We start from the raw sequence: 13,720 nt of genomic DNA, 5'->3' as shown, positions 1-13,720 counted from the left end.
CGGCACCCCACTGCTGTGTGAGGCGTGACACAGAGTACATCGTTGAACTAAGGTCGACAACACCTGTCGCCCAGACACCTCGCGCGGTGCCGTTGCCGTCACCGCCTCCCGAGCCAGGAGTGAGTCGATGAGCAGCCTCGCCCGCATCGCCCTGCACCCTCAGTTCGTCATCGCACCCGTGCGCCGTAGGCTGTTCGGGGCGTTCGTGGAGCACATGGGGCGCTGCGTCTACACCGGCATCGTCGAGCCCGGCCATCCGCGAGCCGATGCTCAGGGGCTGCGGGAGGACGTGCTGGAACTGGTGCGGGAGCTCGGGGTGAGTATGGTGCGCTACCCGGGCGGGAACTTCGTCTCCGGCTACCGCTGGGAGGACGGGGTGGGGCCCGTCGAGCAGCGGCCCGTGCGGCGGGATCTGGCCTGGCATTCCACGGAGCCGAACACGTTTGGGGTCGATGAGTTCATGGCCTGGTGCGCTGCCGCGCAGGTGGAGCCGATGATGGCGGTGAACCTCGGCACCCGCGGCGTGCAGGCGGCGGCAGATCTGCTCGAGTACTGCAATGGCGCCCCGGGGACGGAGCTCGCGGATGCGCGGGCGCGCAATGGGCATCCAGAGCCGTACGACGTGCGCCTGTGGTGCCTGGGCAATGAGATGGATGGGCCGTGGCAGCTGGGTCATATGCCGCCGGAGCAGTACGGGATGCTCGCGGGTGCGACGGCTCGCGCGCTGCATCGGGCGGATCCCGGTTTGGAGCTTATCGCCTGCGGGTCCTCGCATTGGACGATGCCCACCTACGGGCGCTGGGAGCAGGTGGTGCTGGAGGCCTGCGGGGATGAGGTCGCGATGATCTCCGCGCACGTCTACTACCAGCAGCGCGACGCGGATGCCGCCTCCTATCTCGCCTCAGCCGATGACCTCGATGGGTACCTACGCGCGGTGGCCGCGGTCTGCGATCACGTCGCAGCCATGCAGGGTTCGCGCGAGCAGGTGCTGATCAGCCTGGATGAGTGGAACGTGGTCCATCCCGGGCCGGACCCCGGCGAGGAGCCGAGCGGTGATGACTGGCCGATCGCCCCGCGCTTCGCCGAGTCCACCTATGACGTGCAGGACGCTGTGGTGCTGGGAAGCCTGCTGATCACGATCCTGCAGCACGCCGACCGGGTGGGCGCCGCGTGCCTGGCGCAGCTCGTGAACGTCCTCGCGCCGATCCGCACCACCCCTGGCGGGCCGGCGTGGCGGCAGAGCATCTTCCACCCCTTCGCGCTGACCTCCCGGCATGCCCACGGCACGGTGCTGCACACCGTCGTCGACTCCCCGATGTTCACCAGCGCCCGGCATGGGGAGAGCACCTGCCTGGACGCGGTCGCCACCTGGGATGACGAGGAAGGCCTGCTGACCGTGTTCGCGGTGAACCGCTCGGCGGAGGAGACTCTCGAGCTTGCCGTGGATGTGAGCGCGTTCGGGCCGCTCACGGTGATCGAGGCGCTGCACCTGCATGAGGAGGACCCCCGCACCGTCAACTCCGCCGAGGACCCCGCGGCGGTCACCCCGCGGCCACTGCCTGGGGTGCACGCCGAGGACGGGCGGATCCTCGCCGAGCTTCCGCCGATCTGCTGGGCGATGCTGCGCCTGCGCGCCGAGCAGCCCTGACAACGGGCACACCTGACCGGCAGTTCCCGACCGAGAAACCCTGCAGAGAGGACCCCGATCATGCGTCGACGCACTGTGACCACGGCCCTGGCCGCGGCGCTCACCACCTCCGCGGCCACTCCGGCGATCGCGGCGCCACCCCCGTCGGCCCCCTCCCGCCCTGGACGCGGGCCGCGCCGCGGCCAGGACCGTGCGCCGCAGCTGCTGCACGACGGGGTGGGGCTGTACCCGCGGGTGCTGCGCCTTACCCGCCAGGACGATCCGACCGAGCGGCTGCTCGCCTCGATCGTGACCTTCGAGGGCCCCTCCGGGTCCGGGGCGATCTGGGAGTCCACCGACGGTGGTGCCTCATTCACGCAGGTGGGATCCGTGTTCGACGATGCGACCGCGGGCGGGGAGGGCCTGTGCTGCGCGACGCTGTTCGAGCTGCCGCGCGCCGTGGGTGAGATGCCGGCCGGGACCCTGCTGTGGGCGGCGTCGGTGGGGCAGGATCGGCCCGAGCGGCGCATGTCCATCCGCATCTGGGCGAGCACCGATGTGGGCCGCAGCTGGGAGCAGATCGCCATCAGCCACGTCGCCGAGAACGAGGGCGGACTGTGGGAGCCGGAGTTCGCGGTGGCCGATGACGGGACGCTCGTCATGTGGTTCTGCGATGAGACCGACGGGGAGAACCACTCTCAGAAGATCGTGCAGCAGACCTCGACCAATGGGCTCACCTGGACGGATCCGGAGCCGGTGATCGAGCTGGAGGATCCGTCGGCCCGTCCCGGGATGCCGAATGTGCGCCGCCTGCGCACCGGGGCGTGGGCGATGAGCTACGAGGTGTGCGGGCCCAAGGATTTCTGCCGCACCTTCGTGCGCACCACCGATGATCCGCGCCACTGGGGCGATCCGACCGCGCGGGATGCGGTGATCCGGGCGGCCGATGGCACCGAGCCCCGCCACACCCCCACCCTGCTGGTGGACGAGGACGGATCGGTACTGCTCGGCTCGCAGATGCACTACATGGACGACGGGGGGCTCTCCCCGCTGAACGGGCAGGTGGTGCTGCGCACGAACAGCCGCTCCCTGCAGGGGAGGATCCGCTGGGTCACCGAGCCCGCGCCGGTGCCGGTCGAGGATCCGTGGGACAACTACTGCCCGAACTACTCCCCCACGTTCGTGCGGACAAAGACCGGACACCTGCTGGAGATCACCACCGCGCCCGGCGAGGACGAGCTGTGCCGCGCCTGGTTCGGATCGCTCGGCTGACCGGGCGTCGCGGGTAGGCTCGCGCAGGTGAGGACCCCGAGGACCCGCGCTGGCTCACGCCCGAGGAGCAGCGGACCTGGCGCGCCCTGACCAGCCTGCTGGAGCGCCTGCCCGACCCGGCCGACGGCCGCACCACCCTCGCCGCCCTCACCGAAGCCGGCTTCGAGAAGGTCGTGGCGACCACGCCGGGCCATGCCGTCGAGGTGCTGGACCTCGCGATCGATCCTCTCGCTCCCGAGCAGTTCCTGGCTCTGCGGGAGATCGCCGAGCGGATCGTCGGGACGATCGAGAAGACCCGGTAGGGCTCGACCCGGTGGGCATTCGTCAGCCATCACTCGGCGCGGCACCCGATGACGTGGTGCCGGATGGGTCAGCTCATCCTCGACCTCCCGGAGTGATCCCCATACCTCGCCTCGTCTCCATCGAGTTCTCGTGCGACGGGCCCCTTCGGCGCGGAGGCCGCTGCCGCGTGCGCAGAGCTGGCCGACGACATCGCCGCGGAGGACGGCCTGATCTGGAAGGTCTGGACCGAGGGCCCGCGAGCGTCCGTGGTGGGCGGCGCCTATCTGTTCGCCGACGAAGAGTCTGTCGAGCTATACATCCACAAGCACACCCGGCGGCTGGGCACCCTCGGGATCACCGATGCGCGGATCTCGAACCTGGGCGTCAACGAGCAGCTCGCGGAGCACTGGCCAACAGGCCTTCCCCGCGCCGATGCTCGGCCTACGTCCTGTCGACCGCCGCAAGCGCTCCACCGGCCGCACCGACAAGATCCGTCGCGAACCGCTGCGCCTCGGCGCCGGTGAGGTCGTGGACGGTCAGGCGGAGGTGCCCAGAGGGATCGGCGCCCGCGGAGCCCGAGGCGAGGCGGAACTTGTCGCCGGTCCGCACCCGCCATCCCCGACGGGCGAGCTCCGCCGCGACCTCCCGGGCGAGGTGCGGGACGGGGACCCACAGGCTCATCCCGTCGGCCGCACGGACGGGCAGGCCCCGCGCCGTGAGCAGCTCGGCGAACTCGGCGTTCCGGGCGGCGTAGTGCTCTCCGGCGCGCTCGACGAGGGCACGGGACGCGTCGTCGGCGAGGACCCCATGTGCGATGCGCTGCAAGAGATGGTTGACCCAGGTGGTGCCGGGGCTGAGCCGCAGCGCGAGCCGGCCCGCGGTCTCCGGGGCGGCCGACGGCGCCGGCGAGCGCCGGGGCGAGGTCCGGGATGAGGGCGGCACCGGGGACGTCTCCGAGGCGACCAGGCACATCCGCACCATCTCCGCCGAGATCCGGGCGCTGTCAGCCCGCTCGGAGGACGAGCTGTACCTCGCGGCGCCCGCGCTCGAGGGGCCGCCGGCCGACGGGCCGCCGGTGCGGGCCGCGCTCATCCGCGCCCCGCTGATCGAGGAGATCGGGGCGGCCGCGGAGCTGCTCGCCGCGCTGCCGGACGGCCGCGCGGTCGCGGCGCGGCAGGGTCGGGTCATGGGTCTCGCCTTCCACCCGAGTCCACCGGCGAGACACGCTTCCATGAGCTGTTCCTGCGGGTCGTGCGGAAAGGATGAGGAAAACGGAACGGTCGATTCGGCCTCATCCGACGCGATCGACAGGGTCCAGGACTTCCAGCCCGAGATGCGCCGCGACGTCTTTCATCGTCCTGTCATGGGTGGCGACGACGACCGGCTCGCCCAGGAGCAGCGCAGTGGCGAGATGCAGCGCATCGAGGGTCTTCACGTGGCGCTCGATGGACTCGGCCACAGCATGCGTGTCGCGCCCGATCTCGAGCAGTCCCACCCGATCCAGGAGCGGCGTCCCGTCGACGAGGGACCGTCCCTCACGGCGGAGGACGCGCACCACCTCGGTGCGGAGCAGGCGGGAGGACACGAGAGTCCCGGCCCGGTCCATCCAGGACTGGACGTTCGTGCGCTCCGGTACATCGAGGATCGCGCGGAGAGCAACGGAGGAGTCGAGATAGACGAGGTCACTGCTCATGACTCAGTGATCGCCGCGCATCTCGGCGAGGAACGCATCCGCCTCACTCGAGGTGTACACGGGCCCGCCGACCCGCGACGGCCACGGGGACGGCGTCGACCGCGCAGGGGTGAATCTCCCCTGCCGCTCGAGCCTCGCCAGCACGCCTTCGGATTCTCGGGCGCTGCTGACGCGCCACCGCGGCACGCCCCGCTCCGTCACGACCACATCCTCCGTATCGGTGACACGAGCGAGCACCGCGGCGGTCTGCTGGTTGAGCTCGCGCTTGCTGATCGTGGTCATGACCGCATTGTACTACCGGTGTAGGACATCGTCACTGCAGGTCAGCCCCCGAGCAGCCCCACCAGGTGCCGTCCCCACTCCTTGACGGCCTCGAGGTCGCGGAAGTCGCCGACGGGGGTGCGCATGGACTTCAGCAGCAGCCGCTCGTGCAGGGGAATCTTGTCCATGATCACCCAGCCGGGGAAGTTCTTCACGGCCATGGGGTGCAGGGTGAGCTTGGCGAGGAACGCGTCGGTGGGCTTGAAGTTCTCACGGTTGGCCGGGTCTGCGGCGGAGCCGGAGACGGAGAAGAAGGCGAAGGGCCTCGTGCCGAGCGCGTCGATATGCGTGGTAGCCCAGGTCGAGGCGCTCTTTTCGACGGAGAGGGCGCGGATGCCGGAGCCGAGCACCACGGCGTCGTGCGCGGCGGGGTCCGGGTCGGTCTCGACGTCGGCGAGCACGGGGTCCAGCCCGGCCTCGCGCAGCGGTTCGGCGAGCGCTTCAGCGAGGGTGCGGGTGGCGCCGGAGTGAGTGGCGTAGGCGATGAGCACGGTCATGGCCACATCCTGGCACCAGCGCTCCGTGGCAGCCAGGGACCGAAGCCATCCGGGCCCCGGGCACTGCACCGTCCGGGCACCGCACAGCCAGCGTCACCAGCACTGCCAGCACTCCCGAACCGGGCACGCCTCAGCGGATGAGCCGACGCTCCCGGGCCACGCGCAGGGCGGCGGTGCGGTTGTCCACGCCGAGCTTCTCGTACAGGTGCACCAGGTGCGTTTTGACGGTGGATTCGGAGATGAACAGGGCTTTGGCGACCTGCCGGTTCGTCGCGCCACCGGCGAGGGCTTCGAGGATCTCGCTCTCGCGCGGGGAGAGGGCGGTCGCGGGGCTGGTCATGCGGGCCACGAGCCGCTGCTGCACCTCCGGGGACAGCACGGAGCGTCCGGCGGCGGCCTCCCGCACGGCGTCCACGAGGGCCGCGGTCGGGGAGTCCTTGAGGACGTAGCCGACGGCCCCGGCTTCGAGGGCGCCGACGATGTCCGCCTCGGTGTCGAACGTCGTGACCGCGAGGACCTGCACCCCGGGGTGGCGTTCGCGCAGGGTGCGGGTGGTCTCGATACCGCCGGCGCCGGCGCCGAGGTTCAGGTCCATGAGCACCAGGTCCGGGAGGGTATCACCGAGGGTGACCAGGCGGTCCAGTTCGGCGAGCGCCGCCTCCCCGGATCCCACCTCGCAGCCCACCTCGATGTCCGGGTCCGCTTCGAGCAGGGCGCGCAGGCCCGCGCGGACCACGGGGTGGTCGTCCACCATCATGATGCGGATGCTCATGGCGCCTCCTCGGGGACTGCGGGGGCTCGGGGCTCAACGGCGGCGTGGGGTGCTGCGGGGGCTCGGGGTTCTGCGGGGGCTGTGGTCTCGGGTCCCGCAGCGGGTTCCAGCGGCAGCACGAGCCCGACGGTGGTGCCCTCGCCGGGGGCGGAGTCGATGCTCACGGTACCGTCGGCGCTCGCAAGGCGGCGGCGCAGCAGGCGGAGCCCATCCCCGCCATCGACGCGCTCGGGCCCGTTCCCGCTGGCGGCGCGGGTGGTCACGGTCGCGGGGTCGAAGCCGATGCCGTCGTCGGCCACATCCAGGCTCACCCGGTCCTCCCACCACGCCAGGGTGAGCACGCACCGCTCCGCCCGGGCGTGGCGCAGCACGTTCGCGACCAGCGACTGGGCGCCGCGATGCAGGGTCTCGATCTGCGCGGGCTCGAGCTCGCGGGCGCTTCCGTCCACGCGCAGCTCAAGGCCCGGCGCCCCGGGCTGGCGTTCGGCGGCGGCGATGACGGTCCGCAGGGACTGCTCGAGCGTGCTCTCACCGGCGCGGTCGGCGAGGTCGCGAACGATCCGCCGGGCCTCGGCGAGGTTCTCCCGAGCAGTGTTCTCGATACCGTCCAGCTCGGTGGCGGCCCCGGGGTGCACGGCGGCCGCGGCCCGGGATTGCATGACGATGGAGTTCAGGCCCTGGGCGAGGGTGTCGTGGAGGTCCTGGGCCAGGCGCTGGCGTTCCTCGACCACGCCCTTGCGGCGCTCGGAATCGGCGAGGTCCTGCTGGGCTTCGCGCAGCTGGGCGAGCAGGCGGCGGTTGCGGTCGGATTCGCGCAGCAGCCGCCGGTAGACGGCGTGGGCGATGAGGGAGAACACAGCCCCGACCATCGGCCCCATGATCTCCCCGATCCCGAGCGCCCACTGCTCATGGGCGAGCAGCGGCGTGAGGATCGCCCAGATCGCCACGATGGCCAGGGCGATCACCCGCGTCACGCGCGGCAGAGCGAACAGGACCAGGAAGAACAGGGGGAAGGCGACCCACACGAAGGCGGCGGAGACGATCGTCGTGCCCATCCACACCACGGTCACCGCCGTGACCCATCCGCCGGCGGGAAGCTGCAGGTCCAGGGTGCCGTCGGCGCGGCGGGAGGGCCGACGCATCGCCCGCTCGGCTCCCAGCGCGTAGACGGTCACCAGCAGGGCGGCGGTGGTGATCGCGAGGGCCTTGGGGGTGTCGGACGTGGTGATGGCGCGCAGCGCACCGACGGTCGGCAGCAGCAGGAACCCCAGGTGCATGGCGATACGCAGCGGCGCGGCCAGCGTGTCGGTGCTGTCGCGGTCCAAACCGTCCTTCAGGGCGCGCATTCCTCCAGCGTAGAGCCGGGGGGTGGAGGGGACATCGTCCGAACGGACCGCTCCGGGCTCCACCGAGCAGCGGCCGATGCCGCCCTGCCGGGCGGATCCGTCGGGCTCGCGTAAAGAGTGGAGTGGAGGCATGTTCGTCGCACTTCGAGACATCCTTCATGCCAAGGGGCGTTTCACCCTCATGATCGGGGTGATCGCCCTGCTCACACTGCTGCTGGTGCTGCTGACCGGGCTCACGCGGGGCCTGGCGCACCAGAACATCTCCGCGATCGAGGAGCTGCCGGCCGATGCCGTCGTCCTCACCCCCACGCTCGGGGACCAGGTCTCCTGGGCTGATTCGCAGGTCTCCACCGATCAAGCTGCCACCTGGTCTGACGCCGAGGGTATGGAGACCGAGGCGCTGTCGGTCGGGCAGATGCGCATCGACGCCGACGGGGAGGTGACCTCGCTCGCGCTGATGGGGATCGACCCGGAGGGGCAGGTCGCCGCCTCCCTGCCGACCGCGCTGGACGAGGGGGAGATCCTGCTGCCCGTCGATACTGCCGAGGCGCTGCAGGTCAGTGACGGGGACACCGTCTCGATCAACGGGCAGGAGGCGACTGTGGCGGGGACCGTGGAGGTCAGCTGGTACTCCCACTCACCCGTCGGCTACGTGGACGTCGCGACGTTCCGGGCCTTCGCCCACCAGGCCAAGGACACCGAATCCTCCGCTCTGCTGGTGCGGGGCGCTGCCGCGGACGACGAGGCCGTCCAGGCGGTCGCCGCGGATACCGACACGCGGGCGCTGAGCGTCCGGGAGTCCCTGCAGGCACTGCCGTCGTACTCCTCGGAGAACGGCTCGCTCTCCCTCATCCAGGGGTTCCTGTACGGCATCTCGGCGCTGGTCACGATCGCATTCCTGTCCGTGTGGACGATCCAGCGCACCCGCGACATCGCGGTGCTGCGGGCCTTGGGCGCGAGCGCCCGCTACGTCCTGCGCGACACCGTGGGCCAGGCGGCGATCCTGCTACTGGTCGGCGCGGCGGTCGGCGGGCTCGTCGGCTGGGCCGGTGGCGCAGCGCTCGAGGGTGTCGCCCCCTTCGAATCATCCGTCGTGACGGTGGTGCTGCCGGTAGTGGGCGTGCTGCTCATCGGCCTGCTGGGCTCCATCGTCGCCACCCGCCGCGTCACCCGCGTGGATCCGCTGCTTGCCCTGGGAGGGAACTGATCACCATGAGCACCGCTGCACCTATGACCACCACGACCACGACGACCGGCACGAACACCCATCGGGCCGATGCCCCGGTGCGCACTGCGCTGCGGATCGACATCGTGACCGTCACCTATCCCGATGGCACCCACGCCGACGGGACCCCGCGCACCACGACAGCGCTCGACCACGCGAGCCTGCGGGTGGACCGCGGCGAGTTCGCGGTGATCCTGGGGCCCTCGGGCTCGGGGAAATCGACGCTGCTGAGCGTCGCCGCGGGCCTCGTGGTCCCGGATTCCGGGGCCGTCATGATCGAGGGCACCGATATTGCGCAGCTCAGCGAGAAGAAGCGCACCCTGGTGCGGCGGGACCGGATCGGCGTGGTGTTCCAGCAGCCGAACCTCCTGCCGGCCCTCACGGTGCGCGAGCAGCTGCTGGTCACAAGCCATATCGCGGGGCTGCGTCGGGCGGAGAAGAAGGCCCGGGCACAGCGGGCCGATGAGCTGCTGGAGCGGGTGGGCATGGAGCAGTACGCCCGGCGGCGTCCGCATGAGCTCTCCGGCGGGCAGCGCCAGCGGGTGAACATCGCCCGGGCGCTGTGCACGGATCCGGCGGTGCTGCTGGTCGATGAGCCCACCAGCGCCCTGGACCATGAGCGCTCCCGCACCGTGGTGGATCTGCTGGTGGGGATCACCCGGGAGCTGTCCGTCGCGACCGTGATGGTCACGCACGATGAGGAGTTCGCAGACGATGCGGACCGTGTGATCACGCTGCGCGACGGCGTCGTCCAGCCCGCCGCCTGAGCGGCGGGTGCCCTCCCGGTCCCGGAGACCGGTTCAGCTCTGTGGACGGGGCCGGGAGGGAGGCTGCGACCCGGCCTGGGGCGCGATCGGGGAAGAGGTCGCCATCCGGCCGGGTCCAGCCTGGGGGGCCAGGCCCGTCGGGGCCGCGGGGGTGGCCTGCGCGGTGGGTGCGACGGAGTCGCCCTGCGCCTTCTTCGCGGCGGAGCGGCGGGTCAGGATCACGCCGCCCACGATCACGGCGGCCACGCCCACCAGGAACATGACCCCCACGAACGCCGCGATGATGACGATCAGCATGCCGCTCAAGGCTGCCATGGGGACCTCCTGCTGGTGAGACCGGGGACGGCGGTGGCCGACGGGGCTGAGTTTACTGCGACCGTGGCCGGTGACGTGAGCGGGTGGGGGCTCTGCCGGGTCGGTTGACGGTGCGCCAGATGGGGCGGGTTCGCCCCCGGGGTGCTGAGTGGTGTCCTGGGCCTGGGGTCCTGGGCGAGATAGGTTCCGGGCGGCGCGAAAATCCTGTGGTGACATCAATGTCATGGCGCGACACACCGGTCTGACCTGCACGGAAGTGATGGTCTCGGGGCGTACTGTCGACGCATGACCGTCCTTGACACTCATGTCACCCCCGCGCAGCTCGGCAGCTTCAGCATCGGAGAGCTGTCCCTTCGCACCGGTGTCAGCCAGCGTTCGCTGCGCTACTACGAGGCGCAGGGGCTGCTGGAACCGATGCGCACGCCGCTTGGGCATCGGCGCTTCGATGCGGCCGATGTGGTGCGGGTGCGGCTGGTCCAGCGGCTGTTCGGTGCGGGGCTCAGCAGTGGGGAGATCGCGCCGCTACTGCCCGCGCTGCTCGGTGAGGCCGGGGCCGATGGGGGTGCGGTGGAGGAGCTGCGGGCGCATCGGCGGCGCCTGGGCGAGGAGATCGACCGCCTGCGTGACACCGCGGAGATCCTCGACGAGGTCATCGAGGGGTGCGACGCGCCCGAGTGAGGGCGGGGGGCGCGACGGGCGGCCCTGAGCGCGGCACGCTGCCCCTGGCGAGGCTCGCGAACCTGGGAGAGTTATCCACAATTTTGGAGAGCCAGCTGACGCGGTGACCTCGGGTCGCTACCGTGACTGTGTTCCACGACACGAATAGGGAGCTCTCCTCATGGCCCGACGCCTCATCGCCGCCACGGCATCCGCCGTGCTCATCCTCGGCCTCGCCGCCTGTGACGACGGCAAGGGGCCCGTCACCACGCCGCCACCGGACCTCGGCTTTGAGCCCCAGACCAGTGACGGCGGGGGTGACGAGAACGAGGCGAGCGACGGTGGTGGTGACGACGGGGCCAGCGATGGAGGCGGCGACGGCGACACCCAGGCCGCACCCGATATCCCAGCACCTGACCGCGCGGACTTCCCGGGGATGGATGAGCACACCGAGGAAGGTGCGGCACAAGCGTTCCGGTACTACATCGCCATGTCGATGTGGGCCCACCAGACAGGTGACGACTCCAGCCTTCCAATGCTCGAAGATCCAGACTGCTCCAGTTGCGCGGAACTCAACGCCACCATCGCGCCACTTAAAGAACATAATGAATACTGGTCTGAGTTCGATATCACAGACGTCGGCATCCGCACACACGATTCAGATCTCAATGATGTGGAAGTCGGATACCTCTTCACCATCTCATCTCATACGCGGCCGAACGACACCTTTAAGGACAGAGTCGACGTGCCTGAGCTGGAGTACAGCACTGTCGGCGGAATGAACTGGAATGACGGAGCATGGAAAGTCTCGGGAATCAATGCAGAGTGGGGCACCGATGCACACGAGTGAACCTCAGAGCCTCCGACTACCTCTGCGGCTTACCTCAGCGACCGCATTAGCTATTATCGCCGCTTTCGCAGGAGGACCCGCAGCAGTCGCAAACCCGCAGACAGACTTCGGTGGCGAAATTACCGACAGTGAAGTCCGGGTTGGCACAGGCTCAGCGCTGGATTGGTCTCTCCCTCCCCCTAAGGACAACACAACGGACGTCAAAGCATCTGCAAGCGGAGCAATTTCTACAATCGTGACCGAATGGAATACGGTGGCTGATCCCGGAAATATTGAGTGCAGCAGCGCCTCCGCGGACGAATTCTCGTGTGTACCTCCGACGAACAGCTGTCACGAGGGAAGTGGGGCGTCCACCGACTATCGAGTTAGCGGGGATGACGTCTTCACGCTGACCGCTGGAGTCAAGCGCTCTGGCGGGGCTCCTCGGAAGGGCTCTACGGTCCACGGCACGCAGACCAATTTGGCAGACAACAGCGTGAAAGACCTGGGGTGGGACTGCGTCCGCCCCGGCACCCCCGAGGCCGACAGCCCCGCGGCACAGATCGTGATCACAGCCGAGGACTTCGCCGAACTCCCCGTCAAAGCCCCCATCGCCCACGCGGGCCCAGAGCGTGGCTGGTTGCCGGTGAACATGGTCAACGTCCTCTACACCGACGCCGACACCCAGGAGCTCGAGACCGAGGTCCTCGGCACCCCCGTCCGGATCCGCGCCACGCCGGTGGAGTTCCACTGGGACCTCGGGGACGGCAACACCATCACCACCACCAATCCCGGCAAGCCCTTCCCCTCCGAGCGCGTTTCTTCCGAGTACCGGTTGGAGGGCTGGTATGACATCACCCTGACCACGACCTTCACCGGCCAGTTCTCCGTCGATGGCGGGGAGTGGCAGGACATCGAGGGCAGCATCGAGATCGAATCCGACCCCGTCGAGCTGTACGCGAAGTCCCTCGAATCGCGCCTCGTCAACGGCAGCGCCACCGACGAGGAGGACGACGAGGACGAGGACGAGCCGTGGATCCCCGAGCGCACCCCAGACACTGAGGGCCCCATCGACCCCGAAGCCCGCCACCGCAGAATCTGAGTTCGACGAGCACCACTCGACTATGGAAGTCCCCGCATGGTCAGACGCCTCAAGACCCACGCCGCCGGACATCGAGTGCCCACGGCCCGCCTCAAGCATTCATCGCGTACAGGGGTGATTCATCATGGCTGAGATAGTCGTCGTCGCGGTCCTGACCGTGCTGTGCTTCATTGCTGGCCTCACCGGCGGACGTCGCATAGCTGCGAGCGCTATGGCCCCGGCAATTCTGCTTTTTCTCGCCATTCTCGGCAACCACAGCAGTCTCGCCTCAGTACCTCCCGGTACAGCTTTCTTCACAACGAATGGCTGGTTGGTCGGAGCGCTCACTTTCATCGTATTCCTGAACGACAAGAAGAGCCCTGGCGTCACAGATTCGCCCCACGGTGATCAGTCCAATGATGCGAGAAGCTCGGAGTCGCTCATGTCGAGGTGAGGCCGCTCGTGGACCCACTTCCGCCGCCCTTACATCCGCTGGACCAGCAGGCTGCGCGGGCGGCACCACCTCACCCCACCACGCGCCCGTCCTCGAGCCGCAGCACCTGGTCCGCGTCGCGCAGAGCTACGGGGCGGCGGGCGATCATGACGATCGTCGCCCCCACCTCGCGCAGGCCATCGATGATGCGCTCCTGCGTGAGGGCGTCCTGGTGGCTGGTCGCCTCATCGAGCACGAGCACCGACTCGCGCACCCCACCAGGCGCATCGGCGGCGCGCAGCAGGGTGCGCGTCAGCGCTCCCCGCCGCTCAGCGCCGCAGCACGGCGGCCCACAGTGCAGAAGCTCCTCGACAACCTCGGCCACGAAGGTCACTAATCAGTGGCACGAGTCAGGTGAGACCCCACCGGGAACGATAAGGGGCCGCACGGTGAGGTGCGGCCCCCTTCTGCATGCAGGTCACCTCAGGTCCGTGTGGGCTGGGGTGTGTCAAGGATTTCGGACAGTCGATGTGTTCTCCGGTGGTCAGGCGACCACTGGGAGGGTGGTGGGGGTGGTCTGCTCGGTCCACGCCTTGGCGGGGG

General features: G+C 69.6%; 16 protein-coding genes and 2 pseudogenes. 10 read left to right on the top strand and 8 right to left on the bottom strand.

The features are described from left to right. Positions 1-127: 127 nt before the first annotated feature. From CJ197_RS13000 to CJ197_RS15930, 5 genes and pseudogenes are all read left to right on the top strand, one after another. Complete coding sequence (locus CJ197_RS13000) at positions 128-1,648, top strand: alpha-N-arabinofuranosidase (RefSeq protein WP_102237173.1); 1,521 nt, start codon at positions 128-130, stop codon at positions 1,646-1,648. 60 nt (positions 1,649-1,708) lie between these two features. Continuing rightward, entirely contained in the window at positions 1,709-2,899 is a 1,191-nt protein-coding gene (locus CJ197_RS12995; RefSeq protein WP_102237172.1) for a sialidase family protein, read from the top strand. A 173-nt stretch (positions 2,900-3,072) separates the two neighbouring features. Further along, the gene (locus tag CJ197_RS15780) at positions 3,073-3,201 is read left to right on the top strand and encodes a hypothetical protein (protein WP_255407887.1); all 129 of its coding nucleotides are present in this window, start codon (positions 3,073-3,075) and stop codon (positions 3,199-3,201) included. 147 nt (positions 3,202-3,348) lie between these two features. Beyond that, positions 3,349-3,705, top strand: a pseudogene (locus tag CJ197_RS15935) (YdhR family protein); the annotation flags it as partial. A gap of 401 nt (positions 3,706-4,106) precedes the next feature. After that, positions 4,107-4,238: pseudogene (locus tag CJ197_RS15930) on the top strand (pyridoxal 5'-phosphate synthase lyase subunit PdxS); the annotation flags it as partial. Positions 4,239-4,472: 234 nt separating this feature from the next. Here the strand turns inward: CJ197_RS15930 and CJ197_RS12970 are convergent. The 5 genes from CJ197_RS12970 to CJ197_RS12950 all read right to left on the bottom strand — a co-directional run bounded on the left by CJ197_RS12970 (position 4,473) and on the right by CJ197_RS12950 (position 7,810). Then, positions 4,473-4,874 (bottom strand): PIN domain-containing protein, encoded by a 402-nt coding sequence (locus CJ197_RS12970; RefSeq protein WP_102237169.1) that lies wholly within the window; start codon positions 4,872-4,874, stop codon positions 4,473-4,475. Between the two features lie 3 nt (positions 4,875-4,877). Continuing rightward, the gene (locus CJ197_RS12965; RefSeq protein WP_102237168.1) at positions 4,878-5,156 is read right to left on the bottom strand and encodes a type II toxin-antitoxin system Phd/YefM family antitoxin; all 279 of its coding nucleotides are present in this window, start codon (positions 5,154-5,156) and stop codon (positions 4,878-4,880) included. A gap of 41 nt (positions 5,157-5,197) precedes the next feature. After that, positions 5,198-5,692 carry a flavodoxin domain-containing protein gene (locus CJ197_RS12960; protein ID WP_102237167.1) on the bottom strand — a complete coding sequence of 165 codons (495 nt, stop codon included), beginning with the start codon at positions 5,690-5,692 and terminating at the stop codon, positions 5,198-5,200. A 130-nt stretch (positions 5,693-5,822) separates the two neighbouring features. Then, entirely contained in the window at positions 5,823-6,464 is a 642-nt protein-coding gene (locus CJ197_RS12955) for a response regulator transcription factor (protein WP_102237166.1), read from the bottom strand. Next, positions 6,461-7,810, bottom strand: coding sequence for a sensor histidine kinase (locus tag CJ197_RS12950; protein WP_102237165.1), 1,350 nt, complete (start codon positions 7,808-7,810; stop codon positions 6,461-6,463). The genes CJ197_RS12955 and CJ197_RS12950 overlap by 4 nt, the downstream gene beginning before the upstream one ends. A gap of 130 nt (positions 7,811-7,940) precedes the next feature. On the opposite strand from CJ197_RS12950, the gene CJ197_RS12945 reads away from it, so the two are divergent. Both CJ197_RS12945 and CJ197_RS12940 read left to right on the top strand, forming a co-directional pair. Beyond that, the gene (locus CJ197_RS12945) at positions 7,941-9,017 is read left to right on the top strand and encodes an ABC transporter permease (protein ID WP_102237164.1); all 1,077 of its coding nucleotides are present in this window, start codon (positions 7,941-7,943) and stop codon (positions 9,015-9,017) included. Between the two features lie 23 nt (positions 9,018-9,040). After that, a complete protein-coding gene (locus CJ197_RS12940; protein ID WP_102237163.1) occupies positions 9,041-9,802 on the top strand; it encodes an ABC transporter ATP-binding protein in 762 nt (253 codons plus the stop codon). Between the two features lie 33 nt (positions 9,803-9,835). Here the strand turns inward: CJ197_RS12940 and CJ197_RS12935 are convergent, their stop codons facing one another. Beyond that, the gene (locus CJ197_RS12935) at positions 9,836-10,117 is read right to left on the bottom strand and encodes a hypothetical protein (RefSeq protein ID WP_102237162.1); all 282 of its coding nucleotides are present in this window, start codon (positions 10,115-10,117) and stop codon (positions 9,836-9,838) included. Positions 10,118-10,402: 285 nt separating this feature from the next. Between CJ197_RS12935 and CJ197_RS12930 the strand changes: the two genes are divergently transcribed. From CJ197_RS12930 to CJ197_RS12920, 3 genes are all read left to right on the top strand, one after another. After that, entirely contained in the window at positions 10,403-10,795 is a 393-nt protein-coding gene (locus CJ197_RS12930) for a MerR family transcriptional regulator (protein WP_102237161.1), read from the top strand. A 160-nt stretch (positions 10,796-10,955) separates the two neighbouring features. Beyond that, positions 10,956-11,624 (top strand): DUF6318 family protein, encoded by a 669-nt coding sequence (locus CJ197_RS12925; RefSeq protein WP_102237160.1) that lies wholly within the window; start codon positions 10,956-10,958, stop codon positions 11,622-11,624. A gap of 460 nt (positions 11,625-12,084) precedes the next feature. Then, positions 12,085-12,705, top strand: a complete 621-nt coding sequence (locus tag CJ197_RS12920; protein ID WP_233190949.1) for a hypothetical protein — start codon at positions 12,085-12,087, stop codon at positions 12,703-12,705. Between the two features lie 91 nt (positions 12,706-12,796). Here the strand turns inward: CJ197_RS12920 and CJ197_RS15240 are convergent, their stop codons facing one another. After that, positions 12,797-12,961, bottom strand: coding sequence for a hypothetical protein (locus CJ197_RS15240; protein ID WP_158239502.1), 165 nt, complete (start codon positions 12,959-12,961; stop codon positions 12,797-12,799). Between the two features lie 247 nt (positions 12,962-13,208). Further along, positions 13,209-13,511: a hypothetical protein gene (locus CJ197_RS12915; RefSeq protein ID WP_102237159.1), complete on the bottom strand. Its 303-nt coding sequence runs from the start codon at positions 13,509-13,511 to the stop codon at positions 13,209-13,211. Between the last annotated feature and the right edge of the window lie 209 nt (positions 13,512-13,720).

Source organism: Brachybacterium sp. UMB0905 (assembly GCF_002871795.1).
Taxonomy (GTDB): Bacteria; Actinomycetota; Actinomycetes; order Actinomycetales; family Dermabacteraceae; genus Brachybacterium.
Note: the sequence above shows the minus strand (reverse complement) of the source record. Positions and strands in the feature narration are given on the sequence as shown.